We start from the raw sequence: 26,530 nt of genomic DNA, 5'->3' as shown, positions 1-26,530 counted from the left end.
CGCGCGCTCCCCTGCGTAGGTCGGAGCGCGCGCTTGGTTCTACTCTCGAGCGTCGTTCAAAAAGCGTGGACGTCCTCCGCGACGCCCGCGTCGGCCGAGAGCGCACCGATGCTCGATGCGCTGGAACCATCGGTTCCTGCCTGTCCGGGTTCGCCGCTAAGCGTGTCCGCCTTCACCGGGGCGGTATCCAGGATGAGGCGGTAACTGTCGATATAACCTTGCCCGCCTGGTGTTTGCGAATAATGCGCGGCCGACGCCGGTCAGCGCGAGGCTGGCGTACGAAGTTCGGCAGCAAGCGCGCGGCGAATCTGGACGTCGAGATCACGAACGAGCCTCTGCTCCGCCGCCTCCGTTCGATTCGAATTGTCGACCGCTGTCGCGAGCTCCCTGTAGCGAATGTCGATCGAGGGAGAGTTGCGAACATCGATGTCGGCGACGCACACGATGCCGCGCGTGTCGGAGCGGTAAACATACGCACGACCGCGCAAGGTTCCGCTGACATCCCCGTTGCCGGCGGCTTCGACGACGGGCTCGGAGATCGCTCCGACGACGATGAGCGCAAGCTTCGTTTTCGAACCGCCCACGAGTGAACGGACGTCGACGAGCGTGTAGCTCGCGTTACCGATTTACCCGCGTGCCGCGCGGCCCCTCGTCTGCTCGACCGGCATCTCAATCGCGGAACTGCCACGCGGCCGCCGACACACGCGACCGGACGCTCGCAGGAAAATCTTCGTTCGACGAACGTCGTGTGCCAGAATTCAAACGGCGCGCGGTTTCCGTGACAATTTCTTGTCGCCGCCCGCGAGCGAAAACGTCCCGACGTACGCCGTTGGGAGGTATCGACGGCACGAGCGATTCGTGCCTGGCCCCGCGGCCCTCGACCTTCCCTCCGGGCGACTCGCAACGAGTTGCCTATTTTACAGGGAGAAGGTTCGCGTGCAGCGCTTCGCCCGCCGCGCCGTTCGCCCCGCGCGTGGACTCCGCTCGTGGGGAAGATCGCGATCCTCCCGAGCGTAGATCAAACCTTGACGGAGCATGCGTCCGCATCGTGTCATGCGGCCTCACGACGCCACTCGCTGGCATCGTGCCACGCCGTTCAGCTCGTTTCATTTTGCAACGAAGGTCGAGCGGCGGGCGTGTCGTAACAACAGGAATGAGCAATGAACAAAATCGTGTCTCTCGCTGGATTCGCCGGTCTCCTCGCCCTCTCGTCGGGCTGCGCCATGGCTGCGAGCCCCGTCACGGGCTTCGTCTACAACGGTAGCCAGGCGCACCAGAGCGCGACGGGCAACCCGCTCGGCGCGAAGCGTGGCGAGTCCTGCTCGTCCTCGATCCTCGGCATCGTCGCCACGGGCGACGCGTCGGCTCAGGCGGCGGCGGCGGCTGGCGGTATCACCAAGGTCTCGCTCGTCGACACCGAGGTCAGCAGCATCCTTGGCGTCTATGCCAAGTACTGCACCGTCGTCCACGGCGAGTAATCTCTCTCTCTCGACGAGGACGGGTTCCTGCCTCCCTCGGGGGGGGGGCGCATTTCTTACCCACTTAGCCTGTCGACAGATTCGCCGATCGATATCGAATCACGAGTTCTAGCGACGAGCTTCGGACACGAGTTCCGGATTCAGCCTGTCCCCCCAGCGCACGCGAGAACGCGTCTTCAGCGGGCCGGGACGCCGATGATAAGCTGAATTCCGAGGCCCTGGACGAGCGCGCTATCGCGGCCAACCCAGCGCCAGTAGTACTCCGAGAACGCGAGTGCGCGCAGATGGACGTCTCGGAACGAGAGGCCCGCGAGAGCGCTCGTTCGAGGCTGAAGAAAGCCTACGCTCCAATCCGTGTGCGCGATATCGACGGATACCGCAGATACCCCGACGCTCGCACCGAGCTCCAGGAATCCGAGTTTCACACCGCCTTCGAGGCCCTGGAAGAAGGGTGTCACCGAGAAGCTCTTCGAGTCGAAGGCTCGGAAGACGAAGGCTTGGAAACCGGCGAGGCGAAGCCACGGTACACGCGGCGAGAGGCCCAACGAAGCCGTGATGTCGAGACCGTTTTGCCAGGGATCGGCGCCCGAAATACGCGAACGAATCTTCGACACCTGAAGGCCGTACTCCACCCGCTGGTGTCGCACCGCGAGTGGAGCATTGTCGAACGACGGCTCGCGCTCGATGGCGTTCGCACGGGGGGTCGGTGCGTTCGAAGTGGCAGGAGCTGCGGGGGTGGCATCGCCCGCGTTCGCACGGCCTTCATCGGCGCGAGCGCGCGACGTTTGCGCGAGGAGCGCGAGAACCACCACGCCGATCAATCGACAACGCATCAAGGCATCGACGTACTACCGCAATTGTCGGTGGGATGAGCGAGCGATCGACGTCGCGCCGCTGGATCCATGCTCGCGCCGACGCCTCAATCGCAGTCTCGAGACGCGTCCGGAAGAGCTCGATACTGGGGACGCTCCCCTGCCCTCGTGGCAGAGCGCGGCAATGCTGGCCATGCGAAGTACAACGCATCGAGGTTGCGCAATACCTGGCCGTGCCCGGCGCCGTGTCATCGAGGTGAGGAATGTCGATGCAATCGTCGATACTCGCTACTCGAAAGGCCCCGAGGAGAGCGTCGTCCTCATGCCCGCCCTCTTTGCGTATTCGACTTCGTGCACCGTAGGGATTCGACCCTTGCACTCGAAGTCGACATTGACCGTGCGCGTGACCGTGCCCGACGACATGTTCCTGGCGAAGCTCATTCCGTGACGAAGTCGTCACGCCGTCGCCCCGAATCGAGAGAGGTGTCGCACGACGTGCCAGTTCTCGAGACGAGCGGGCAGCGGAACACAGCATGGAGAAGGTGAATCACAGCGCCGTCTCGATTCGAGAACGCGCTAGACGACGGGAGATGCCTGATTAGGGTGGCAGGTTGGCGGTTCGCGGCCTGAGCGGCGTGACTCGCTACCGGAGGCTCGAATGATTGCTGCTCGATGGATGCGTCACGCGTCCGTGCTTGCCTTGCTTCTCTGCCCGACGATCGCGTGTGGAAGCTCCGACGAGGAGGGCGCCAGCTCGATACCGAGCGCTGCCGAAACGCCGGCCTCGGACGCCGGCCTCGGCGGGAGCAACGAGGATGCGCCGCCCAAGGCCCAACTTCACGCCGTCCGAGTGTCGGTGAAGGGACTGAAGGGCGACGGTCTCGTCCTCGAGAACAACGGCCAGGACAAACTCGCCGTCTCCACCGATGGCACGAGCACCTTCGTGATCGAGCTCACCGCAGGCGCGAACTACGACGTGACGGTCGAGACGCAGCCCAAGAATCCGTCCCAGACGTGCACGGTCGTCGACGGCAAGGGCGCCATCGAGAGTGCCGACGTATCCGTCGATGTCACATGCACGACCAACCAGTACACGGTTGGAGGAACCGTCACCGGCTTGTTGGGTACGGGCCTCGTCTTGCACAACGGCGCCGAAGACCTTCCGGTGAGCGGCACCACGTTCTCGTTCACGCAGAAGGTGATCGACGGCAACGCTTACGACGTCACCGTCACGACGTCACCGGAGGCGCCGCCGCAGGAGTGCGAGGTCACGAACGGAAGCGGCACGGTCACCGGCAAGGACGTCACGGACGTGACTGTCGCTTGCGTGCAACGCTATTTCGTCGACGTGACTGTCGGGAGCGATGGGAACACGGGACTTCGAGGTAGTCCGTGGAAGACGCTCACGCACGCGCTCACTGCGGTGCCGGAGGGCGCTGTCGAGATCATGGTCGCGCCCGGCAACTACGACAGCGCCGCAGGCGAAACCTTCCCGCTCACCCTCAAGAGCGATGTGGCGCTCATCGGAGACGTGCCCAACAAGGGCAAGGGTGCGATCGCGACACTGCTCAACGGCTCCGGCAACTACACGTTCTCCGGTGGCAGCGCTCGGGCGGAGTTCGGGTCGCCCAACGTCGCAGTCGTCGTTCCGCCCGGGGTAACCAACGCGGCGGTGCGCGGGTTCGACATCCTCGATTCGACCGGCATGGGCATTGCCGTCGACGACGCCACACTGACCTTCGCGTCGATGACGATCTCGAACGTGTATTCGGTCGCCCTCTTCGCTGGCAACGGTGCCCAGGTGGACGTCGAATCGAGCGTCATCAACGGCGGAACCGTGGCGCTGTTCGTCTGCGACGAGACCACCAAGGTGCGAATGCGCAACACGCGGGTCACTGCCACGAACAACTTCGGTGCAGTGACGGTGGGCTTCGACAAGAGTCCGGTTACCGGAGCGAATATGGATCTCGGAACGGCGGCCTCCCCAGGAGGAAACACGCTTCTCGGCGGAGACACCGGTGTTGGACTGCTGCTCTATCCGACGAGCACCGTCGTGCAGGCGGTCGGCAACACATGGAAAGCGAATGTTCAGGGCGCCGACGCCACCGGCAAATACGCCGCGTCACTCGTCGACGGGGCGATCGCCGTCCCGCTCGTGCCCGGAAACAACTTCGGCATCGTGACGGCGCAACCCGGTCAGGGCCTCCAGTTCTAACGCGCGCGACCATGAAGTGGACAGGCCTCGACGCGACGGAAATTGCGCGAGGAGCGGTTTCATCGCCGCTTGCCTATTCGGCAATTCGCATGAAAGACTCGACTCTCCCGAATTGCGGCGGGAGCCACGCGCGATTGCCGACGAGATCGAGCTTTGCCAGGAGCGTCTGAACGATCTCAGCGCCGATTAACGCTCCACCGGACGGCTTAACCGCGATCGCGGAGACTTAACGGGGTCTGAAAGAGCTCGACGGCTAGGTTTCGCGCCGGCCGTCAATGAGCAAGCTTGACCGCGCGATCGTCTGCTCTTTCGCCCTTGCGCTCGTCGTGTGCGCCGCGTGCGCGACGACGAGGGACAGGTTCGTGCCGGAGACGGAGACGGAGGCCGGAGCGACGCTGCCCACGGACACGGTCACGGACGCGGGACTCGAGGCCGGGCCACCGCAGTGTCCGTCGAACGAGTGTCTGCCGTTGCATTTGGACTGCAACGCGGACGCGGGCGACGGCTGCGAGGCGAACGTCCGGACGGACATCGAAAACTGCGGGGGCTGCGGTACCCGCTGCGACGACGGCGGGGCGCCGCCGCCTCACACCCGACCAGCTTGCCTCGAAGGCCAATGCGTCTTCCTTTGCACCGACGATCTGCCGTTCGGTCCGATGCGCAACTGCTTCGGCGCAGATCCGATGATCGGCGATCCGGTCAAAGGATGTTCCGCGCAGCTGGCGTGCGATCCACGTAACTGCGGTGGTTGTGGAGTGGTCGCTCCGGTCGATCCCCGCGGCGACCACATCTGCATCGGGGGCAATCCGCTGCCCGCCTGTCCGAACGGCGCGACCAACTGCGGAGCGGGCACGTGCGGGCTCCAGTGCAAGGACCTGAATCACGACGCCAAGAACTGCGGGGCGTGCGGGCGGCAATGTCCCGACTCGTCGATTTCGGCAGAGACCGTGGCCCTGCTGGCCACCAAGCACATCGTCTTCACGTGCGACGGCCCCAATCCGGCGGGTGGCCTACCCGGGTGCAAACCGATCTGCGATGCGTCGCTCATCCCTCCGCACGTGTGGCGAGACTGCAACGGCGACCTCGAAAAGACCGTCGCCGATCCCGCGAACCCGGCGTTCGACGGCTGTGAGCTCGACACGTTCGAGAACAAGGACAACTGCGGCGCGTGCGGGAACAAGTGCAACGAGGTCTGTCACACGAAGCCCAGCTCGACGACGCTCGAGCAAGTGTGTGATTGCCCGCCCGGCCTGACGTGGTGCGGGAACGAGTGCGTCGACACGACGAACGATCCACACCACTGCGGGAGCTGCCAGGGCGACTGCCTCGGCCCGTGGGAGGGTGGAAACGGCAGCCCCGTCTGCATCGACAGTCAGTGCACGTACAAATGCAAGGCCGGCTTCGCGGACTGCAACAAGCAGCTGCCCGACGGCTGCGAGGTCGACACGCAGAACTTCCCCGCCCATTGCGGCAGCTGCGGGCACGCCTGCGCGAAGGACCAACGCTGTGGCAACGGGGAATGCCAGGTCCAGGATTGCAGCAAGGGACCGGTCAAATGATTCGCTGGCACCATCTACCTTTCTTGTTCGCCACCGGCGTCGCCGTGATCGGCGGTTGCACGTCCAGCCGCAGGTCGTTCGGGCCTCCACCGCCGGACGGCGGCGACACTTCGTCGTTCGGTGAAGCCCCCGAGGGCGACCCCTGCGAGGCTGCCGCGAAATCGAAGTCGTATATCGGGTGCGACGCGTGGCCGACGCCGGTGGCCAACGTTGCCTGGAGCGTATTCGACTTTGCCGTCGTCGTAGCCAACGCGGGAACGAGGCCCGCCAACATCAAGGTCGAGCGCGCCGGCGCACAAGTCAGCACCGCCACGGTCGAGCCGAACGGCCTGACGAAGATCTACCTGCCCTGGGTTCCCGAGCTCAAAGGGAAGGACTCCGACTACTGCGGCTCGGTCCTCTCTGCCCTCCCCGCGAGCGTGCACGCGGCCGGCGGCGCCTATCACCTGAAGTCGGACCGGCCGGTCACGGTCTATCAGTTCAACGCGCTCGAATACGCACCGGTCGGCGGGCCGGCGAAGAAGGACTGGACCGCGTGCCCCGGCGATCTCGGCTGTCCGGGTGTCAGCTGCCTGTCCTATTCGAACGACGCTTCGCTTCTATTTCCGACCAACGCCCTCACGGGGACTTACCGCATCACGGGCGTCGCGAGCGCAAACGGGAATTCCTACTTCGCAGTCACCGCCACCGCCGACGGCACGAAGGTGAAGGTGCAGCTGTCGTCGACGGCAAAGGTACTGGCGGGCGGCGGGCTCGCGGCGACCGACGCCAAGGGCACGCTGGAATTCTCGATGAACGCGGGTGACGTCGTGGAGGTCGCGGCGCAGAGCGGGAACGACAGCGACCTGAGCGGCTCGCTGGTCATCGCCGATCACCCGGTGCAGGTGATCGCCGGACATCCGTGCCTCAACGTTCCGCAAGGAATCATGGCCTGCGACCACCTCGAGCAGTCGGTGCTGCCGGCAGAGACGCTCGGCAAGCATTACTTCGTCGAGCAGCCCACGGGCCCCTACGGCGCTGTCCCCGGGCACGTCGTGCGCATCTACGGGAACGTCGACGGAACGAAGCTCACGTACCCGCAAGATGCACCGAAGAACGCCCCCGCCACGATCGATGCCGGCCAGGTGGTCGACCTCGGCATCGTGGAACAGGACTTCGAGATCGTCGGCGACCAAGCCTTCGCGGTCATCACGCTGATGCTCGGCGGCAACGCCGTGGATCCGGACACGAACGAAGGTGATCCTTCGATGAGCTCGCTCGTTGCAGTCGAGCAATATCGAACGAAGTACGTATTCCTCGCGCCGGACGATTACGACACGAGTTACGTCGATGCCGTTCATCCAATGACCACGACGCTGACGCTCGACGGCGCTCCGATCGAGACCGCCGCGACGGCCATCGGGACGTCCGGCTTCGGGGTGCATCGCATCCGCCTCGACGACAAGAGCAGCCGCGGCGCGCACGTCATCGAGTCGTCCGAACCGTTCGGCCTCCAGGTGCTCGGGTACGGCAAGTCCACGAGCTACCAGTATCCCGCCGGCCTCGATCTGGAGCACATCGCTCCGCCGCCACTGAAGTGATCTCGTCCGAGAACCGAGGTGCCTGCCCATGATCTCGCGAAGCCAATCCCTCGTTGCGCTCGTCACACTGACCCTCGGCGCGATCGCCGCCTGCGCCTCGGAGGGCGAGCCTACAACCGATACCGGTGCCCCCGCCGCCCCTGCGCCGTCGCAGACGGGAACGACCATCCCCGGGTCACAAAATCCTGCGAACGAAGCGGGCGCCGAGGACGCGGCGCCGAACGCGGATGCGGAGGTCGACGCAAGTGGCGACTACACTTACGGCGAGTGGTCCGACTATTCGAACTGCAGCGTGACGTGCGGAAGTGGCACGAAGACGCGCACGCGCGAATGCAAGCGGCGTGACGGGCTACCGGTAAACTGCACGCTCTGCGGCGGGGAGTGCACCAACTCGCAAGACTGCACCGTCTCGGGTTGCTGTGGCCCGCGCGAGGAGTGCTGCCCGGTCATGCCCTACAACGTCTGCGGCGGCGACATGAAATGGTGCTCGGACACGCTCGCGAACTATGCCGCGAAGTGCCTCGCCGCAGGGTGCCTGTGGACCGGCGCCAAGGCATGCACCATCGGCGGCAGCCCGTCGAACGCCACGCTGCCCGGCGGCCAGGGCACCTGCCAATAGAGGGCTCCCATGAGATTTCGTTCGTTCGGAATCGTGTCGTCCGTATCGTTGGTCCTGTTCGCCCTCGGTGCGTGCGCCGGAGATCCAACCGCCGAAGGCGTGAGCGGCGCGGACTCGAGCAACGAGGACGCGAGCAGCCCGATCCCGAGCAAGGCGGACGCCAACGCGTCGTCGAGCAGCGATCCGCCTCCGGGCAACGACTCCGGCACGACCGCCAACGCCGATGCGGATTCGTCCGCCCCGGACGCCGGCGGATATCCCGCCTTCGGCTCGGCGACGTATTTCAAGGCGTCGAACACGGGTACGTACGACACGTTCGGCTCTGCGGTTTCGTTCTCCGCCGACGGCAAATACCTAGCGATCGGCGCGCGCGGGGAGAGCTCCAACGCAAAGGGCATCAATCAAAACCAAGCCGACGACTCCGCATCGCTCGCCGGTGCGGTTTACCTGTTCGTGTGGTCGGGCACGGCATGGACGCAAGAGGCGTACATCAAGGCGTCGAACGCCGAAGCCGGTGACATGTTCGGCACGGCGGTGGCACTCTCCGCCGACGGGTCGCGGCTCGTCGTCGGCGCGCTGAGCGAGGACTCCAGCGCGACCGGCGTCGGCGGGAATCAGGCCGACAACGGCTCGCCGGAGAGCGGCGCCGCGTACGTCTTCGTCCGAGCCGGAACGACGTGGACGCAGGAGGCCTATATCAAAGCCTCCAATACGGGCTCTGCCAGTGCCACCGAGGGAGACGCCTTCGGTGCGTCGGTGTCGATCTCCGGCGACGGGACGCGACTCGTCGTTGGCGCATACGGCGAGCAGTCGAACGCGACCGGCATCAATTCGAATCAGAGCGACAACAGCCTGAGGCAATCCGGCGCCGCATACGTGTTCGTCCGATCCGGGACGACGTGGTCGCAGGAGGCGTACGTCAAGGCGTCGAACACCGGGGCCAACGACTGTTTCGGCCGTATCGTCACCCTCTCGGCGGACGGAATGCACCTCGCCGTCGGTGCGGATGGCGAGTCGTCGAACGCGACAGGGATCAACCAAAACCAAGCCGACGACAGCGCCTTCGCAGCCGGCGCCGTCTACGTGTTCGCGCGCACGGGGGGGACCTCGTGGTCGCAAGAGGCATACGTCAAGCCGTCGAACACGAGCTTGCTCGACGACTTCGGCAGCGCCCTCGCTCTGTCCGCCGATGGATCGAGGCTCGCCGTAGGTGCCATGATGGAGCAGTCGAGCGCGACGGGGATCGACGGCAACGGCGATCAGAAGACGGCACCGCAGCTCTACAGCGGCGCGGCTTACGTGTTCGTTCGATCGGGCACGACGTGGACGCAAGAAGCCTACGTGAAGGCATCGAACACGTGGTCAGGAGCCTACTTCGGTGCGTCCGTGGCCCTCTCCGCGGACGGCGCGCGGCTCATCGTCGGCGCCGAGCACGAGGACTCGGCCGCGACGGGGATCAACGGTAACCAGAACGACGGGAGTGCGAAACAGAGCGGCGCTGCCTATGTCTTTTCGCGCACGGGAACGACGTGGTCACAGGACACCTATGTGAAGGCCTCGAACACCTACGCCTTCTCGGAGTTCGGCGGGTCGGTGTCGATGTCCGGTGACGGCTCTCGGATCGCCGTCGGCGCGCGCCTCGAGTCCTCGAGCGCCACCGGGATCGGCGGTGACCAGAGCAAGCTGGACAGCTACATGAGCGGCGCGGTCTATGTCTACTGAGACGAAGGGGCGACTCGCGCTGGTCTCGGGCCTGCTGGCTTCTGCCCTTACGGTGTCCGTTTTTGCGTGCAACGAGAACGAAAGCTCCGAAACCGCGACGGATGCAGGCGGTCTGTCCGACGTCATGAAGACGAGCGACGACGCCGCGAGCGATTCCGCGACGGATACCGCAGCGCCGCCCGTCTGCAAGGAAGGCCGTCGTCGTTGCGTCGGCTCGGACCTCCAGCTCTGCGACGACGGGGGATGGGTTCTCCTTCAATCCTGCCTGCCCGGGGAATGGTGCGACGTGGCGGTCGGTATCTGCCGTGCGCTCGGCGATGCCGGCCCCGATTCCTCCCGCGACGCGAGTTGAGCAACACACGCTCGGACGGCGAAAGAATGCTCTAATCGGAAACGTGCAACGGAAATTGCGCGAGGGGCCGATCGTCGGGCGGGAGCGCGATCTCCGCGCGGTGGCCGAGCTCTTTGCTCAGGGCGAGCGCCTGGTCACCCTCGTCGGACCACCTGGCGTAGGAAAGACACGGCTCGCCCGGGCGGTCGCGGACGCGCAACCTGGTCCCGCGCCACCGCTCTGCGATCTGACCGAGGCGCGCACGGCGTCGGACCTCGTCTCCGCCATCGCGAACGTCGTCGGCGTCGCACCACGTGACGTCGCCGACGGTTCGGCGCCCGAGGCGATCGCGCGAATGCTCGAGGAGCATGACCTCCTCGTCCTCGACAGCTTCGACGATCTGGTCGTCGCGGGACGGCCGCTGCTCGAGCGCTGGCTCTCCGAGTCGTTGCGCGTGCGTTTCCTCGTCACCTCGCGACGTCGAATCGGGCTTGCGTCGAGTGAGGTCGTTCACGAGCTCGGGCCGCTCGCAACCACAGGCGAACGCGGCGACCGCAGCACGAGTCCGGCGCTCCGCCTCTTTCTTGCTCTCGCGTCGCGCGCACGCCCTCGGCTCGCGGATTCGCCCGAGGCCGTCGCGGACAGCATCGAGCTCGTCCACGTGCTCGAGGGCTTTCCACTGGCGATCGAGCTCGCCGCCGCACGAATGGCGATCATGTCGCCACGCGAGCTCGCGGCTCGTCCGCAGCCCGACGCGCTGAGCGTTCCGCGTGGGCACGCGCGTGGCTACACGTCGCTCGAGGCAGCGATCGCGAAATCGTGGGACGCGCTCACGCCCGGGGAGCGCACCGTCCTTGCCCAGCTCAGCGTGTTTCACGGGAGCTTCACCGTGCACGCCGCGGAGGCCGTCGTCGATCTCTCCGAGCTGCGAGGTCGTGAAGCGCGTGCAGAGACCGTCCCGCCGATCCTCGACATCCTTCACGTGCTCCGCGACTCGTCGCTCGTGCGGATCGCGCGTGATGACGGCGCGGAGCTGCGCCTCGGCATGCATCGCGCCATCCGCGAGTTCGCAGAGCTTCGCCTCGCCGAGGCCGTGCGACGAGACACGAAGGATCGGCATGCGCGTTGGTTCGCGTCACGATCGCCGGCCGATCTCTACGACGATCTCGAGAACGCGACCGCAGCCCTCGCCCACCTCCGCAGCGCAGGACAGCGCGAGAGCGCGATTGCTCTGATCGCGTCACTCCGTTCCGCGAAGCTCGCCTACGGCCCCCTCGAACCGTACCTCGCGGCGCTCGACGAGATGATCGCCGAGGCGAGCAGCAACGTCTCCAATGCGCCCGGGTTGCTTCTCCTGCGGACCACACGTCTGGCAACCTTGAGCGCCCTCGGATCCGTCGGCGAGGCGCTGGCGGAGAGCGAGCGTGCCGCCGCGATCGCGACACAGCTCGGAGACGTCGCGGCGCATCGCCGAGTCCTCGCCATCGCCGGCGGCGTGCGCCTTTTTTCGGGCCAGGAGGAGGTCGCCATCGAGACACTCGAAGCAACGCTCCGTGCCGAAGGCGGCCCTGTCCCCGACGACGTCGAGGAGCTCGCGCGACGTCATCTCGGCTACGTGTGGCTCCAGCGTGGCGAGACCGCCGCCGCAATCCAGGCGCTCACACGCGCTGGTGATCTTGCTCGCGCCCGCGGTGACCAAGAGTCCGCGGCGAGCATCGTCGCGAACCTCGGGCTCGCGCTGCAAGACCGTGGAGACCGATCCGAGGCACGCGAGCACTATCTTCGCGCCCTCGCGTCGACCAAAAGCACGGTGCGGCGCGCCTATTACATCGGTTACGAAGGAACCGCGGCACACGAAGACGGCGATCTCGAGACGGCCCGCACGCGGTACGAAGAGGCCTCCGAGATCGTGGCGAAGGTCGGCGATCGGCGCGCGCTCGGATGGCTCGCAGCCATGAATGCGGCGGTCGCGGCAAGGCGTGACGCGCTCGAATGGGCGGAGAAGGCGCGCACCGACGCCGAGCGTATCGGCGCGGAGACCAAAGACGTCAACCTGATCTGGCTCGCGCGCTTCACGAGGCTCGAGCTCCACGCCTCGCGCGCCCGCAGTGGTGATCCCGAGGCACACGCAGAGGCGCTACGACTGCGCGCCGAAGCCACGACGGGCCCGGCCGCACCGGCCTCGCGGTCGTGGGACGTGCGCCTCATGCTCCGGCTCTTCGCGACGTCGCTCGCGTCGGAGCAGCCTGCTCGTTCGACCGCGGCGGACGCACCGAGCTCGCCGCGCGTGACCGTGGCAAGGGACGGAACCTGGTTCGCGATCGGCGAATCGCCATGTCAGGTCGGGAAATACCGCGCAACATCGCGAATGCTCGCCGTGCTCGCCACCTCGCGCGAGCGCGCGCCCGGCACGGCGATGTCCGTCAACACACTGTTTCGCGCCGGATGGCCCGGCGAGCAAATCCAGAAAAGCTCGGCCGCGAATCGCGTCCGCGTCGCACTCGCGGCGCTCCGCAGCCTCGGTCTCCGCGACGTACTCCTGCACAACGGCGACGGCTACCTGCTCGACACGAGCGTCGCGATCGATCGCGGCGGAGACGCGGCGAGCTGATCAGCGGAGGTTCTTTCGCCGTTCGATCTCTTCCGGCGTGGGCTTCTCGAGCGCGAACGAGCCCGTCTTCACCTCGCCTGCCCGCACGTACGAGGTGATCACGACACCGTTCGGCGACAACTTGGAATTCAGGACTCGCAAGCCAACCGGCTTCGCGCTCGATGCGAACAGACGCTTGCCCTTTCCGAGCACGATCGGAAACGTGAGCACGCGGAGCTCGTCGACGAGATCGTGCGCGAAGAGCGTCTGCAGGAATTCGCTCGAGCCTTGTGTGAGCAGGTTGGGCCCGTCCGTCTTCTTGAGCTCGCGAAGGGCGGCCACCGGATCGGGGCCGAGGCCGCGGCTGTTCTTCCACGCGAGCGACTCGGGCCGATGGGTAGCCACGTATTTCGTGATGCGATTGAACTGCTCGGCAATCGGATAATCCGGCTGGCTCGGATCGGTGATGTGCGGCCAGTGTTCGGCGAAGATGTCGTAGGTCTTGCGGCCGAGCAGAAGGTCGTACGGCGTCCCGAAGAGCTCGCCCATCGCCTCGCCCACGACCTGATCGAAGTATCCCGCGACCCAACCGCCGTGCTCGAAGCCGCCGGTCGGATCCTCTTCCGGGCCACCGGGAGCCTGCATCACGCCATCCACGCTCACGAACGCCCCGACGATGATCTTTCGCATGTTCTCTCTCCTTTACGGGACGACGATCGACAGGACGGCGGATCGACAAGCGAGACGGTTTATTTTCGAAGCGGTCTACTGGCAGGTGCCAAGGCTCCCCAGTTGACCTGCCAACACCGAGCACGACTGTCTGCCTGGGCAGTCCGCGTCGACGCAGCACGCCTTCGCGCATTGCCCGAGCCAAGGTGGGCACAAGAGCCCGGGGCCGCATTGCGAATGGTCGCGGCACACCGCGCCTAGCTCGGCGTTCGACTCGACAGGCACACACGTGATGGTGAGGTCCGAAAGCGAAAAAAGGCAGCGGCGGCCGCGACCGCAGTCGTCGACCGATCGCGGGTCGCACTGGGCGCCTCTCCCAACGGTCCAGCAACTGGGCTCGAATGGCGTTCGTGTGGCCGGGATTTCGGAGACCTCGCTGGTGTCGCCTCCGTCGGCCGAATGACCGCCGACAGGCTCCGTCGCCCCTCCACACGCCAGTGGAAGGAACGCGGTGACGACCACCACCCACGCGATCGTTCGGAAGCGCTGAGCCATCTTGGGCTCGATCCTAACATCCCTCGCCGCCCGGATCCGCCCGCTCGAGGTTCGGCCATTCACACGTTCGGGCGCGGCATCGAGGCGCGCAGGCGTCGATGCGCGGACGATCCGTAATCAAAGAAACGCCGCAACGTATTCGTCGCTTCGCGCCTTGAGCTCGTCCTGGAGTGTCACGTCGAGCGCCTGCCTCGACGGCCGCTTCGGGCGCTCTTTTTCGTAGTAGAGCCCCGTCTCACGCGCGAGCTCGGGCGCGGTTTCGCAACGCAGCTGGGTCTTCGTCCCCTCTTCGTTCGTGACCAGGAACGGGCGAAGCAGCACGTGGAGCACGCCCAATCGGCGCTTCCAGATGTCGCTCGCAACGGCGCCTGGATGAAGCGAGTACGTGGAGACGTTCGTGCCTGCCAGCCGCCGCGCGAGCTCGTTGGCGTGGAGAACGTTCGCGAGCTTGCTGACGCTGTACTCCGGAAACGCGCTGAAGGTCGCGGAGGGCTGCCTGACCGCATTCCAGTCGATTGCCTGCTTCGCACGGTAGTGGGCATCGCTCGCCACGATGATGATGCGCCCTTGCGGCGCCCGCCGAACGAGCGGCAGGAGCTTCTCTGTCCAGAGATAGTGGCCGACGTGGTTGATGCCGAACGCGAGCTCGAAGCCGTCCTTCGTTTGCCCCCGGACGCCCGCCACGCCAGCGTTGTTGATCAGTGCGTCGATGGTGAGGTCCTTCTCGAGGATCTCGTTCGCAGCCTTGCTCACCGATGCGAGGTCCGCGAGGTCGAGCGCAAGGAACTCGACCTTGGCATCTGGATTCCTCTCCCGGACGGCAGCAAGCACCGGCTCCGTGCGCTCGACACTCCTCGCAGCGATGATGAGCCTTCCGATGCCAAGCTCTGCGAGCGCGATCGCATTGGCACGGCCAATCCCGGTGTTGGCGCCGGTGATGACGAAGGTCTTGTCGCGCAGGTCCATACCTGCTGATACGCGGAGGAGGTTCCACACGCCAGAGGGCGTCGTGCCGCCGCTCGTCGCCTTCGGCCGACGCCTTGGCTACGTCGAGCTCCGTCAGTCTTCGTCCGCGTCCGAGGAAACCGTGCCTGCTCGGTTCCTCGTCACGGAATAGCCGAGGGAGCGAAGGCTCCCCTCCAGCCCCTGCCTCAGATTGCGGAAGGTCTCGAGACCTTCGAGCCCCACGCCCATGTGAATGAGTGTCTGGGCGAGCGCGGGTTTGATGCCGGTGAGGATGCAGCGAGCGCCGAGCAGGCGAACGGCGCGAGCCATCTTGACGAAGAGGTCGGCGGTGCGCGTGTCGACGGAGTCGATGCCGGTGAGATCGACGATAACGCAGCTGACGTCTTCGTCGGCGACGTGGCGGACCAGGGTGGAGGTCATCTCCTCACCGCGTCGAGCGTCGACGACACCGATGACCGGCAAAACGAAGACCCCTTCCCAGACCTGGATGATGGGGGTCCCGAGGGCGGTCGTCGTCGCGCGGTAGCGCTCGACCTCGGCGAGCTTCCGCTCGAGCTCCTGGGAGAGCGACGTATCCGTGATGGCGAGCGCCGCCTTCCACGGATCGGCCTCCGGCCCCCACACTGCGGGCTTCTTGATCTCGTAGGCGCAGTGCGGGTCGCCCTTGCCCATGCACATCGTTTCGATCGCGATGATCGGCTCCCCGACGAGCGCCGTGCACCAACCGCTCGCATAGCCGGTGAGGGTATGGCAGACGGGGAGGTCGCCCACGCCGAACTCGGAGAGATGGATCTCGGCTTCGTACGAGTTCTTCCAGATGCCGGAGAGGTGGAACGTGCCCGTCTCGGGGTCGATCTCGCTCTTCCCTCCCTCGACGAGCGCGATGCCCTCCCACATGTGCATCACCGAGCCCGCTGCTCTGCGGTCCCGCTCGGTATCCCACTGGTACTGGGCGTCGAGTGCCTTGAAGTCACCCAGCCCGCAGCGATATCCGAACTGCGCGAGGAGGCCGCGCGCGAGCCTCTCACCGAGCTGGTCGATCATCAGCCTTCGCAGGGTTGCGAAGGCCTCTTGCCGGAAGAGGAGCATGCGGTCGGAGCCGAGCAGTAACCGCCCCGTCTCGGGCGAAAACTTCAGCATCTGCCGGAAGTCGATGTCCGATACTTTCATGTCAGGTTCGCTCGATCGGCGGCACGCATCTGCGACGGGCCCCTCGATGAGCACGGCCATTTGCCAGCGCGTATCGAGGGACCGTTACGACTAGAGAGTTCAGCGCCCCACCCTTCCTACGTAACTTGCTCGGCTGTCAGCCAGTATGCAACAGCGAAGCAACGATCGAGTGATCGTCCTGCCGGTCCTCCACGAGCTCAACCATGGTGACGCTCGTGCACACGCATCGACGCGTCGAGCTCAACGTCTCCCTGTCGTTTGAAAGGGCGACGCGATGCGCCGGCACGACGGTTATCCCAATAGGGTGTGCCGCGATCGCCAGTACGGCGTTCCGACGCCACGTCGGCAACGGTTTCGAACGTATCCGTCCGACCTGACGCGGACCGAGCGTTGGGGAGCAAATCGCTTTGGCGTGTGCGACATGCTCCCCGTCCGCGTGGAAGACGAGCGTGCAGGCTGGTCTCTCGTCAGTAGATGCGGACGCGCGCTGCCGGCGCCAAAAATAGCTTTTGCCCCGGCTTGACGTCCCAAGCCGGATACCAGCTATCGAGGTTTCGCACCGTCGCCGCACGGAACTGCGCCGGCGCGTGGCCATCCGTCAGAAGGCGCTTTCGGGCCGCCGCTTCACGCGCTTTGAAGCGCCAGCTCTGGGCGAAGCTCACGAAGAACTGCTGATCGCCGGTGAGCCCCTGCGCGGGGGGCGCTTCCGTCCCGCCGCTCGCGAGACGATACGCGTCATAGGCGGCGCTGAGCCCAGCGACGTCGGCAATGTTCTCGGCCGACGTCAGCTTCCCGTTGACGTGCGCGTCGGGGAACGGCTGGTAAGCGTCGAACTGCGCCGCCAGCGCGGCAGCCGACTTCTTGAAGTGAGCGAGGTCCGCGTCCGTCCACCAGTTGTGGAGCCTTCCGGTCGCGTCGAAGAGCGCACCGGTGTCGTCGAAGCTGTGACAGATCTCGTGGCCGATGATCGCGCCAATCGAGCCGTAGTCCATGGCCACGGGGCGCGTCGGATCGAAATCCGGCGGCTGGAGAATCGCGGCCGGGAAGTTGAGCGCGTTCATCGCGGGGAGGTTCACCGCGTTGACGAGCTGCGGATTCATCACCCATTCACTTCGATCGACCGGCTTTCCGAACTTCGCCAAGTTGCGCTGATATTCAAACATCTGCGCACGGTCAAAATTGCCATAAGCGTCGCCCCGCACCACTTCGAGTGAGGAATAATCCCGCCACTTGTCCGGATAACCAACTCCCACTTTGAGCGCGGCCAGCTTCGCTTTCGCCTGCTCCTTCGTCTTCGGCGCCATCCAGTCGAGCGCGTCGATCCGGCGGCCGAAGGCGGCGACGATGTTCTGGACCATCTGCTCGGCACGCGCCTTCTCGCTCGGCGGGAAATACTTCTCGACGTAGAGCTTGCCGACGACCTCGCCGAGTGCGTCGTCCGTTTGTTCGACCGCACGCTTCCAGCGCTCGCGTTGCTGCGGCGTTCCATTGAGCGTCTTGCCGAAGAAGTCGAACGCTTCGTCGCTGATCGCCTTTGGGAGAAACGCGGCGTGGCGCTCGACGGCGTGGTACGTGAGGAAGTCCTTCCAGACGTCGAGGGGCTGGCTCTTCACCAGCGCGGAGATCCCGCTGATGGCCTGCGGCTGCCAAGCAATGAAGACGTCCTGCTTGTCGAGCTGCGCGGCGGCGAGGAACGCATCCCAATCGAGGCCGGGGGCACGCTTCGCGAGGTCGCCCCGTTTCCAGTGGTTGTTGCCCTTCTTGACGTCTTCGGTGTCTTCGCGCGTCGCGTGCACCTTCGCGATCTTCGTCTCGAGGTCGAGGATCCGCGCGGCCTTCTTCTCCGCATCGGGAAGGCCGACAAGCTTCAGCGTCTTCGCAATGTGGGTTTTGTATTTGTCGCGAATCTCAACCATCCGCGGTTTTGCCGACAGATAGTAATCGCGGTCGGGCATCTCGAGCCCGCCCTGGAGCACGAACGGGACGTAGCGGCTCGGGTCATCGAGATCCTGCGCCACCCAGAGACCGAAGACGTTGTCGGTGTCGAAGTCGGTCGCGTTGAGGACGTCGACGTCTGCGCGGATCGTGCTCCCGAGCACCTTGGAGAGGCCCTTCACGTCGGTGATCGCCGCGACGGCAGACAGCGCCGGCGCGAGCGGCGCGATACCCTTCGCTTCGATCGCCGCTTCGTCCATGAAGCTTGCGTAGTAGTCACCGACCTTGCGGGCGTCCGACCCCGTGGCGCCGTTCTGCTTCGCCGCGTCGGCGATGAGGTCGGCTTGTCGCTTCGCCGTACGCTCGGCGACGATCGCCATCGTTCCCCAGGTCGAGCGGTCGGCGGGGATTTCGGTCGATTTCAGCCAGGTGCCGTTCGCGAAGCCGAAGAAGTCGTCGCCCGGCGCAATGGTTTTGTCCATTCCGGCGAGATCGATCCCGCCAGCGGACGAAGGGGCGCTTGACGCACTTGACGCGCTCGCGGGCACGCTGGGTGGCGCCGTCGGGCTCGGCGACGGCGACGGCGGCGGCGGCGGCGCGTTGGTGGAGCCACCCCCGCAAGCCGTCGCGAGTAGGACGAAAATCGGCGTGAGCGAGAGGGAGCGAAGGCGACGATGAACGTTCATGCGTTTTTCCCGCGCGGAGCTTAGAACTTTGCGCGGAACACCGCGAGGGGGCGTTAACCTCCACGTCTTGGTGCGTTGACGGCCCCAAACCATGTGTCATACCCCGGCCAAACACATGCGACGCTTGCTCTTCTTGGCGCTGCTCCTTTCCGCAAGTTCAGCGTGCTCAGCGTGCTCTGGCTCGAAGGGCCGCATCCAGCACGTTCAATCGGCTCGAGTCCACGCGGCGAACGGCGGCGTCCGACAGGCGCAGGAGTTCGCCGCGGCCGTCGACGGCGCCTTCAAGGCTGGCGACTACAAGAAGAAGGCAAAGGCCGGCGTCATCGATGCCGGAGAAGCGATGCAAGCGATCGACCGCGTGCTGCCCATGGCAGGCGTCGACGGACCGACGCTCGTCGCATGGCGGGCCGTGCTACTGCTCGACGTCGGCCGCACGAACGACGCGTTCTCCGAATACAATCGATCGTTCGCGATGGGGCCGAACGAGCTCGCGGGCACGGCGCTCATCGACCATTACAGTCAGGCCAACCGGCCCGACCTCGCCGGTGAGGTGTGCGCGAAGACGGTGCCGGCATTGCGCACCACCGACGCGAAGCTGGAAATGATCGCGCGCTGTCGCAAACGCATGAACGCCATCTCGCCCGAAGGGGAGATGGCATGGATGAGTCCCGAGCTCGTCGACTGGTACCAGACCGAGAACGCACGCCGCCTCGGCGCCGCGGTCGAGGCCGACAACGCCCGTGCCGAGCGTCAGCGGCAAGAGCAACGCGTCGTGCGAGGCATGGAGCAATGCTCCGCGTCGTGCAAAGAGCGTGGCCTCTACTGCCAGAACAACTGCCGGCACGATCCGCTGTGCGATCAGCGCTGCGTCGAGATCAATCGCGCTTGCCTCGATCGCTGCGAGTCGAAGGCCTACGACTCACTCGACCGTTAGCACCCGGGCTCGCGTCATGACCAGCGTCACGCTGGCCGCGGACGCGGGTGCGAGGGGGTTGGGGGCTCATGGGTCGGCGCAACGGCCGGTTCCGCGACCAACTGCTCGCGGAGCATCTCGAGAATGCGTCGCGACGAAGCGTCTTCCCCCGACGCTTCCATCGCGTCCAGGAGCGCGGCGGCGCGCGCGTTGCGACGAACGGCTTCGTCGCGGTATCGGCGGTCGGCACGCCGCTCGCGCCAGAGCCACACGAGGGGAACGCCAAACACGAGCGCGGTGACGAGAACTGCGAGCAGCCACGTTCGCTTCCCGAAGAATTCGCCGAACACCCCCAGCGGCGACCCACCTTCGTTGTGACGCGTCTTCTCGGCAAGCTCGGCAAGCCCCTCGTTCGAGCCAAGCACCGCATGTTTCGCCACATCGTGAGCGGTCTCGCCGAGTGCAGCTTTCAGCTCAGGCGAGTGGAGCAGTGCCACGACGCCGGGCCCGAGGTCGTTGTGCATGCTTTCGCGAAGAGCGGGGCCTAGCTCGTCGACAATGGCGCGGTGGAGCGCGGGCCCCACGGAATGCGGAAACTCGGTCGAGGTGGCGCGAAGAACGGTGGCCGTCACCGCAGACGCGAACCGCTCCAGCTCAGCTTTGTTGGTGTCCGAGAGCGCCTCTGCCTCGACCGACGTGACGACGGCACGCGTGAACCGCGACACAAGCTCGTCGATCCGTGCATTCATTTCATCCGACGACAGCCGCTCGACCACGCCTTGGGACAGACCAGCTCCGAGCTCGCGCATGGCGCCTTGCATCTCCGGCGCTCGCATTACCGCAGCAATACGCTCCTGAGTTCGAACGTCCTCGAGCTTGTCGAGCGCCGATTCGGCGGCCGCAGGCGTCCCGCCGCGTGCCGCCTCTGCGCTTGCTCCACGAATCGACGAAGCGCAACCGCATGCGCCGACGGAGAACAACAGAGCAAGTGCGAGCGATACTGAAGAGCTCCTCCACGATGTCCTCGCCGTCGCTGCGTTGGACGCCAGATGGGCGTGGTCAATGGATCTGCAATCCGACCCCGGTGGGTCCGAGGGCCCCTCCACGGAGAGACTTCGAATGCAGACTTCCAGCATGGTGCGGACTTGGTGCAGGTTCGGGGCCATGAACTGCGGGTCGAGGCTCCACTTCGGATGCGACCGAGGTAAAGCGTCGCGCGGTCGTCACCCGCTGACAGGGCCGGCCGCCTGGTCCGGTGGACAATGACGACGTTGCGGCGTTCGTTGCGCGGCAGCCATTACGATCCCCTCCCCCTCTGCCGTTTCTCTGATTTGCCATGAAGGGAACAGTGATCACGTGCCTCCGCGAGATCGTGATCAACGCAGGCGGTGAAGCCACCTGGCAGGCATGCTTGTCTGCGGCGGACTTCGAGGAGTTCACCGTCTTCCACCTCGCCGAGGACGTGCCCGATCACAAGGCGCTCGCGCTCATCCGGGCGATTTGCGCGAAGCTGGGTCTGACGCTCGAGCAGGCGGGCGACGCGTTTGGCGAGCACTGGGTGAACGTCTACGGCCCCCGGCTCTACAAGCACCTCTACGGCAAGTACGCCAACGCGCGCGAGTTCTTCCTGAACATCAACGAGATGCACGCCCGCGTGACGAAGCATCTCGCCGACTCGAGGCCACCACGCTTCCGCCTCGAGTGGATGGGCCCGAATACGCTCGTCATGCACTACGAATCGCATCGCGGGCTCATCGACGTCGCCGTCGGGATGGCGCGCGCCATGGGCCGCTACTATGGCGAGCGATTGGTCGTCACGAAGCTCTCCTCGAAGGCGCTGCGTATCGTCTTCGCCTAACCGGTCTTCGAGACCGATAACGGCAATTGCTGACGAAGCGCTTCGTCAAATCGCTCGCGCGAGCATCAGAGCTTCGTGCACATCACGCTGCCCATCTTCTTGGTGCCCGAGCACTGGGAGTTCGCGCCCATCGTTCCGCTGAACGAGAGGAAAAGTGTGTCCTCGACCAGGGTGAGCGTTCCGGACCATCCTTGCGACAAAGGAAACTTCGTGTCGCCGGGTACGACCTCGCAGGTCAAGGAAGGACTCCCGCTCGATTCGGCTTGCGCCGACGTGGCGGTCGTCAACGCGAAGTTCATCGTCCCACCGAAGAACCTGTCACCGCCGTAGGTAGCGATGATTTCGGCCCCGCTCTGCGAAAGAGTGAGCGTGCCGTCATCACCGCTGCCCATGTACATGGTGGTGCCACCGTCGTGCAGGAACGTTTCGATTTGTGAGGTGCACGCGTAGTCACCAAGCGCGAAGCGCGACGTCGAGTCGTTGGCTCTCGCACGGGCGGGTGGCGACGACGACGGGACCGCGCTTTCGCTTCTCTCACACGTTAGCCAGTGCTCCGCCGGTGCGGAGCGCAAGCCACACGGCGTCGTATCGGTATCCGTCAGCGTTCCTCCGAGCGTGAGGAAGACGGTATCGGCGTCGTACGTCAGGGCTCCGGCCGAGATGGTCAGCTCCGCGGGGTACAGATCGATAGCGCCGAGATCCTCGACGCACTCGCTCACGTATCCCAAAACCGGCTCCTGCGGCCGAACGATCGTGGCAAGCGAGTTGCTCGTGGCCTCGAATTCGAACGCGCTCTTCTCGCCATACGTGTTGACGTATCGCACGTCGAGCTGATTCCCGCTTCGGGTCACCGTGAGCACACCGCCGTCTTCGACGAAGGCGCGGGACATGAATTCGCCCTCGTTGAGCATTCCTCGCGCGCAGAGTGCAAAGGTCCCGAGCGGGAACTCGGGCTCCGGCAAGGTACCGCCATCACTGCCGACCGCTGCGCCGGGCGGCGACGCGTCCTCTGCGTCGCTCGGCGCTGCAGCCCAGTCCAACTTGCCACCGCAAGCCGGGAGCGCCAGCGCGACGAGCCCCGCGGCAGCGAAACGACGCGAACGACGTACCGACCGATTCTTTGCCGCCATCGTGATCGATGAATATCGCGGCCGGCTCCGCAAACGAGTCAGAACACGGCGCACGCCTTGTTGACGGCCTTGAGCGTGTCGTCGAGCACGTTGCTGAAGTCGTCGCAGATCTCGCGATGCTGCCCTCGTTCTCCGAACGATTCCGCGAGGCGCACCAAGGGAACTCCATATCCCGTGAAGTAGAACCAGCACGCCTTCCACGGTGGAGCTTGACCTGCACATGCGGCGCAGGGGCGAAGGCGAGGATCCGGGAAGCAGTCGATGTCTCGCGATGCGAGGTGCCGACGTCAGTACGTGGCGACGGGAACCGTCGGGGGCAGCGGTGAGAAGGTGGTGCCTGCGAGCAGCGGCTTGATCGCGGAGGCCGCGACGTTCACGACACCGCAGTGGTCGACGGCCGAGCCGATGTATCCCTTCCCCGGTGTGAAGGCGCCTGGGAAGAACGTCTTGCCGCCAAGCGAGTAGTCGTAGTCGGTGCATACCGTCGGGGCTTTGCAGCGCGGCGTGAGCCCGAGGTACGGCCCCGAGACGACCACACTGCCCAACGTGATGAGCGAGCAGTCCCCTGACGGAGCGACGGAATGACGATACTCGACGAACTGGCCAACGTTGGCTGGGATATCCATCGTCGCTCCGGGCCGGTAGGGATCGATCGCAATCATCCGCGAGACCGCGCGGCGTTCGGCGTCGAAATGCTCGTCCGTCGTCATCCAATTGGCGAGATCACGAACGTTCGTTCCGCCCCACGAATAGCCGAGCAAGACGAGATCGAATGGAGTGTCGGCGGGGGTGACACGTCCGTCGTGATTGGTGTCGAGCGCCGCGATCAGCGCATTCCGCGAAGGATTGCTTACGGTCTCGAAAGCGAATGTCGCGTAGCACGTGCTCCCTTGGCAGGCTTGGACGAGCCCCTTCCCGAGGCCATTGCAGAGCTCTTCGAACCACGGGTTGCCGCCGCTGTCGCGGCCGCCAGCGCCGTCGACGCCTGCACCGTTGATGCAAAGGAAACGACGCTCGTGGCTCGGGGCGGCGTCAGTGCCAGAGTCACCCGGCGCCGCGTCGTTCGCAGGCGACGTCGTGCCACCATCGTTGCCGGGCCGTTCGCCCTTGCCCGACGCGGCATCGCGTGCGCCACGCCCATCGCTCGTGTCGGCCTCGTTTCCCGGCAAGCCGTCAGCGCCAGCTCCTGCGTCCGTCGACGAGCAAGCTTCGAGAACGACGAGAATTGCGGCGGGGAGAAGGCAGGCCACGGCCAGCGAGCGGCCCATCGTGATGCGGTTCATCCGATGGGCCCTAGCCGGTCTTGCCTCATGCGCGCGTCGCAATGACCTCTCGAAAGGGTCGAGGGACGCAGCCGAGACCGATGCCGCCGGCGACGCCGACTCCGCAACGGAGATCGCTTGCCAGGTCGCCACCGGTTCGGCCGGCGGCGTCTGGCGAAGACCTCACTTGATCGCGATGAGCTCGATGTCGAACACGAGCGGGCCGGCGGGTGCCCCGGGGCGCTTCGGGGTATCGCCGTAGGCGAGATTGCCAGGGATCCAGAAGCGGGCTTTTTCGCCTTCGACCATCAGCTGGACGCCCTCGGTCCAACCGGGGATGACTTGCTTCAAACCGAACGTCGTCGGCTCACCGCGCATGACGGAGCTGTCGAACATCTTTCCGTCCGGCGTCCACCCCGAATAGTGCACGGTCACGCGATCGTTCGCGGTGGGGTGCTTGGTGCCGTGGCCTTTCGTAAGCACCTTGTACGCGAGTCCGGTGGCCGTTTTCGTCGCGTCGGCCGGGGGTGCCTTCACGTCGGCGGGAACCTCCGGCGGCTTCGGTCCTTCCTTGAAGTCGATGAGCTCGACGTCGAAGACGAGATCGCCGCCAGGTGCACCGCCTCGTGGATGCTCTCCGTAGGCGAGCGCCGCAGGAATCCAGAAACGCCGCTTCTCGCCCTTCACCATGAGCTGGACGCCTTCGGTCCATCCCGGGATGACCTCGTTGACTCCGAATTCGATGGGCTGTCGGCCAATCGAGCTATCAAAGGCTTTCCCCGCCTTGGTCCAGCCCGTGTAGTGCACCTTCACCTTGTCCGTCGGCCCAGGGTGGGTCGTTCCGGTACCCGGCGTGATGACCTTCGATGCGAGCCCCGAGGGAGTCTTCGTTGCATCGGCAGGAGGAGCCGCAACGTCGGCCGGTGCGGGCGGCGCATTCGGGACGGCGTTCTCCACCGTGGCGACCGCTCCCGACTCCGCATTCGAGTCGGTGGACGACGCATTGTTCTTGTTGCAGCCGAGCACGAGCGGGAGGCTGAGACCTACGCTGAGACCGAAACCGAAAACGAGGAGAGTGCGCATCGCGGGCGGCAGCATATACGAGCTCGGCGCGCTTGCCTCCCTCGCGGCCGCGCTCGTGGTTCGGATTGTCACGCATGCGGGATCAGATGGACCTAGGCAGTTCGGTCTGCGACTTGGCCGGCGTGGGCGCGGCACATCACTTCCACACGCGCAATCTGGAGCCGGACGTAAGCAGGCGGTGCATCGATGACGCGGTCACCACCACGATCTCGTGGCCCAACTACCACACGGGTTCCAATGGCGACTTCCAGCGCGTCGAACCGGTGGGTGACACTCATCCGGTTCTCAGAGATCCCGCGTCGGCCGATGGCGTCATCGGCTACCTCCCAGGGTGGCCGCGCCATCGCGGAGTCCACGTTCCATCACTTCGCCGACTACAACTGGACCCCTGATTCGGGGTGCCCGACATTCGTCTCCGAAGCGCCGAGCGATGGCTTCGCGCGTTTTCCCGAAGCGCTGCGGTCGACCCATCGATACGTCCGCAAAGTCGCGGAGTGGCTGGCCGGCTGAATCAAGGGTGGTCCACCGCGAGGTGGACCGGTGCGCCTTGGCCCTTCGAAAGCGAAACGCCGCTCGGGCCGCGCACCGTGCACGGCGAGGCAACCGCACGCTCCTCGGAGTGCACGCAGTGAACCAAGGGTGCACAGAGAACGAAGCGAGCATTCCCCCTCGCACGCAGAAATCCGCGCAAATCGAGAAAGCCGGTGTCGGCGTCAGGGACGGCACGCAGGTTGCTTAAGGTTCGACTCGTTGGGCGCAACGAGGGGCGAGGCGCCGATATCGAATCCATTCACGGAGCCACCGAGCGCCGAGAGATCGGCGCAGGTCGGGAGAACGCCATGGAAAAGCCGAACACGAACACGGTCGAATCGAACGAGAACACCGTCGAGAACCAGGCCTCGCTGGAGCTCGACGTTCGCCGTTCGCGCAAGGTGCGCACGGGCGTGAAGGCGGCTGCGAGCCGTACGCTCGGGGGCCACGGTCCCATCACCGAACGCTGAAAATCGTAGCGCACGCGCAACGACGGCCTCGAGCTCCTCACGGACTCGGAGGCCGTTTGCGTTTGTGGACGACGACTCCGACGCGTCGAGCCTCGTCCAGGAGGTTCTAAGTCGCCGGCAAAGCCGCGCACGTCAGGAGCTCGCGAGAACGCTCGCCGAGTTGCTCGGACGCTTCGATGCGCCTATCGACGCTTCGTCCGCCTCGCTGCCGGCGTCGGCAGCCGTGCCCCCGAGAGGTTTGCGGTTCGCGGAGCCATGCGCGAAGGCCATGGAGAGGCGCCGAGGGCAGATCCGAGATGCGAGATCCGGAAGACAAAAAGCAAAAAGCCCGAGAGGAAAAACCTCTCAGGCTTTTTGGAAGAATAATCCCGGCGACGTCCTACTCTCCCACACGGC

23 protein-coding genes and 1 rRNA gene (1 of these 24 only partly in view) are annotated in these 26,530 nt (G+C 65.5%); 13 read left to right on the top strand and 11 right to left on the bottom strand.

What is annotated here, in order from left to right; all coding sequences use genetic code 11:
* Positions 1-260: 260 nt before the first annotated feature.
* On the bottom strand, positions 261-584 hold the full coding sequence (locus AKJ09_RS26160) for a hypothetical protein (RefSeq protein ID WP_146650317.1): 324 nt from the start codon (positions 582-584) through the stop codon (positions 261-263).
* Between the two features lie 576 nt (positions 585-1,160).
* Here AKJ09_RS26160 and AKJ09_RS26155 point away from each other — a divergent pair.
* Entirely contained in the window at positions 1,161-1,478 is a 318-nt protein-coding gene (locus AKJ09_RS26155) for a TRL-like family protein (protein ID WP_205633809.1), read from the top strand.
* A 176-nt stretch (positions 1,479-1,654) separates the two neighbouring features.
* Here the strand turns inward: AKJ09_RS26155 and AKJ09_RS26150 are convergent, their stop codons facing one another.
* Complete coding sequence (locus AKJ09_RS26150) at positions 1,655-2,311, bottom strand: hypothetical protein (RefSeq protein WP_146650315.1); 657 nt, start codon at positions 2,309-2,311, stop codon at positions 1,655-1,657.
* A 235-nt stretch (positions 2,312-2,546) separates the two neighbouring features.
* Between AKJ09_RS26150 and AKJ09_RS54380 the strand changes: the two genes are divergently transcribed.
* The 8 genes from AKJ09_RS54380 to AKJ09_RS26115 all read left to right on the top strand — a co-directional run bounded on the left by AKJ09_RS54380 (position 2,547) and on the right by AKJ09_RS26115 (position 12,927).
* Positions 2,547-2,738, top strand: coding sequence for a hypothetical protein (locus AKJ09_RS54380; protein WP_205633808.1), 192 nt, complete (start codon positions 2,547-2,549; stop codon positions 2,736-2,738).
* Between the two features lie 210 nt (positions 2,739-2,948).
* The gene (locus AKJ09_RS26145; RefSeq protein WP_146650313.1) at positions 2,949-4,505 is read left to right on the top strand and encodes a DUF1565 domain-containing protein; all 1,557 of its coding nucleotides are present in this window, start codon (positions 2,949-2,951) and stop codon (positions 4,503-4,505) included.
* Between the two features lie 275 nt (positions 4,506-4,780).
* Complete coding sequence (locus AKJ09_RS26140) at positions 4,781-6,064, top strand: hypothetical protein (protein ID WP_146650311.1); 1,284 nt, start codon at positions 4,781-4,783, stop codon at positions 6,062-6,064.
* Positions 6,061-7,644 carry an IgGFc-binding protein gene (locus tag AKJ09_RS26135; protein WP_146650309.1) on the top strand — a complete coding sequence of 528 codons (1,584 nt, stop codon included), beginning with the start codon at positions 6,061-6,063 and terminating at the stop codon, positions 7,642-7,644. The genes AKJ09_RS26140 and AKJ09_RS26135 overlap by 4 nt, the downstream gene beginning before the upstream one ends.
* 28 nt (positions 7,645-7,672) lie before the next feature.
* Complete coding sequence (locus AKJ09_RS26130) at positions 7,673-8,263, top strand: thrombospondin type-1 domain-containing protein (RefSeq protein WP_146650307.1); 591 nt, start codon at positions 7,673-7,675, stop codon at positions 8,261-8,263.
* Between the two features lie 9 nt (positions 8,264-8,272).
* Positions 8,273-9,985 (top strand): integrin, encoded by a 1,713-nt coding sequence (locus tag AKJ09_RS26125; RefSeq protein ID WP_146650304.1) that lies wholly within the window; start codon positions 8,273-8,275, stop codon positions 9,983-9,985.
* Positions 9,975-10,337 carry a hypothetical protein gene (locus tag AKJ09_RS26120; protein WP_146650302.1) on the top strand — a complete coding sequence of 121 codons (363 nt, stop codon included), beginning with the start codon at positions 9,975-9,977 and terminating at the stop codon, positions 10,335-10,337. The genes AKJ09_RS26125 and AKJ09_RS26120 overlap by 11 nt, the downstream gene beginning before the upstream one ends.
* Before the next feature lie 43 nt (positions 10,338-10,380).
* A complete protein-coding gene (locus tag AKJ09_RS26115) occupies positions 10,381-12,927 on the top strand; it encodes an ATP-binding protein (protein ID WP_169927869.1) in 2,547 nt (848 codons plus the stop codon).
* On the opposite strand, the gene AKJ09_RS26110 is transcribed toward AKJ09_RS26115, so the two are convergent.
* The 4 genes from AKJ09_RS26110 to AKJ09_RS26095 all read right to left on the bottom strand — a co-directional run bounded on the left by AKJ09_RS26110 (position 12,928) and on the right by AKJ09_RS26095 (position 18,887).
* Positions 12,928-13,596, bottom strand: coding sequence for a dihydrofolate reductase family protein (locus AKJ09_RS26110; RefSeq protein WP_146650299.1), 669 nt, complete (start codon positions 13,594-13,596; stop codon positions 12,928-12,930).
* Between the two features lie 651 nt (positions 13,597-14,247).
* Positions 14,248-15,096 (bottom strand): SDR family NAD(P)-dependent oxidoreductase, encoded by an 849-nt coding sequence (locus AKJ09_RS26105; RefSeq protein ID WP_146650296.1) that lies wholly within the window; start codon positions 15,094-15,096, stop codon positions 14,248-14,250.
* 93 nt (positions 15,097-15,189) lie between these two features.
* Positions 15,190-16,266 (bottom strand): XylR N-terminal domain-containing protein, encoded by a 1,077-nt coding sequence (locus AKJ09_RS26100; protein WP_169927868.1) that lies wholly within the window; start codon positions 16,264-16,266, stop codon positions 15,190-15,192.
* Positions 16,267-16,733: 467 nt separating this feature from the next.
* Complete coding sequence (locus tag AKJ09_RS26095) at positions 16,734-18,887, bottom strand: M13 family metallopeptidase (protein ID WP_146650292.1); 2,154 nt, start codon at positions 18,885-18,887, stop codon at positions 16,734-16,736.
* Positions 18,888-18,978: 91 nt separating this feature from the next.
* On the opposite strand from AKJ09_RS26095, the gene AKJ09_RS26090 reads away from it, so the two are divergent.
* On the top strand, positions 18,979-19,821 hold the full coding sequence (locus tag AKJ09_RS26090; RefSeq protein ID WP_205633806.1) for a hypothetical protein: 843 nt from the start codon (positions 18,979-18,981) through the stop codon (positions 19,819-19,821).
* A gap of 26 nt (positions 19,822-19,847) precedes the next feature.
* Here AKJ09_RS26090 and AKJ09_RS26085 read toward each other — a convergent pair whose 3' ends face one another.
* On the bottom strand, positions 19,848-20,780 hold the full coding sequence (locus tag AKJ09_RS26085) for a hypothetical protein (RefSeq protein WP_146650287.1): 933 nt from the start codon (positions 20,778-20,780) through the stop codon (positions 19,848-19,850).
* 356 nt (positions 20,781-21,136) lie between these two features.
* Here AKJ09_RS26085 and AKJ09_RS26080 point away from each other — a divergent pair, with 356 nt between their 5' ends.
* A complete protein-coding gene (locus AKJ09_RS26080) occupies positions 21,137-21,658 on the top strand; it encodes a heme NO-binding domain-containing protein (protein ID WP_146650286.1) in 522 nt (173 codons plus the stop codon).
* Positions 21,659-21,723: 65 nt separating this feature from the next.
* Here AKJ09_RS26080 and AKJ09_RS26075 read toward each other — a convergent pair whose 3' ends face one another.
* From AKJ09_RS26075 to AKJ09_RS26065, 3 genes are all read right to left on the bottom strand, one after another.
* Positions 21,724-22,788, bottom strand: a complete 1,065-nt coding sequence (locus AKJ09_RS26075) for a hypothetical protein (protein WP_146650284.1) — start codon at positions 22,786-22,788, stop codon at positions 21,724-21,726.
* A 287-nt stretch (positions 22,789-23,075) separates the two neighbouring features.
* Positions 23,076-24,071, bottom strand: a complete 996-nt coding sequence (locus tag AKJ09_RS26070; RefSeq protein ID WP_146650282.1) for a hypothetical protein — start codon at positions 24,069-24,071, stop codon at positions 23,076-23,078.
* Positions 24,072-24,233: 162 nt separating this feature from the next.
* Positions 24,234-25,133, bottom strand: a complete 900-nt coding sequence (locus AKJ09_RS26065) for an FKBP-type peptidyl-prolyl cis-trans isomerase (protein ID WP_146650280.1) — start codon at positions 25,131-25,133, stop codon at positions 24,234-24,236.
* A 306-nt stretch (positions 25,134-25,439) separates the two neighbouring features.
* On the opposite strand from AKJ09_RS26065, the gene AKJ09_RS26060 reads away from it, so the two are divergent.
* Both AKJ09_RS26060 and AKJ09_RS53295 read left to right on the top strand, forming a co-directional pair.
* A complete protein-coding gene (locus AKJ09_RS26060; protein ID WP_146650278.1) occupies positions 25,440-25,643 on the top strand; it encodes a hypothetical protein in 204 nt (67 codons plus the stop codon).
* Between the two features lie 329 nt (positions 25,644-25,972).
* On the top strand, positions 25,973-26,134 hold the full coding sequence (locus AKJ09_RS53295; protein ID WP_169927867.1) for a hypothetical protein: 162 nt from the start codon (positions 25,973-25,975) through the stop codon (positions 26,132-26,134).
* 366 nt (positions 26,135-26,500) lie between these two features.
* Here the strand turns inward: AKJ09_RS53295 and rrf are convergent.
* Positions 26,501-26,530: ribosomal RNA gene (gene rrf / locus AKJ09_RS26055) — 5S ribosomal RNA — on the bottom strand (it continues 87 nt past the right edge of the window).

It is taken from the genome of Labilithrix luteola (assembly GCF_001263205.1).
Lineage (GTDB): Bacteria > Myxococcota_A > Polyangia > Polyangiales > Polyangiaceae > Labilithrix > Labilithrix luteola.
Note: the sequence above shows the minus strand (reverse complement) of the source record. Positions and strands in the feature narration are given on the sequence as shown.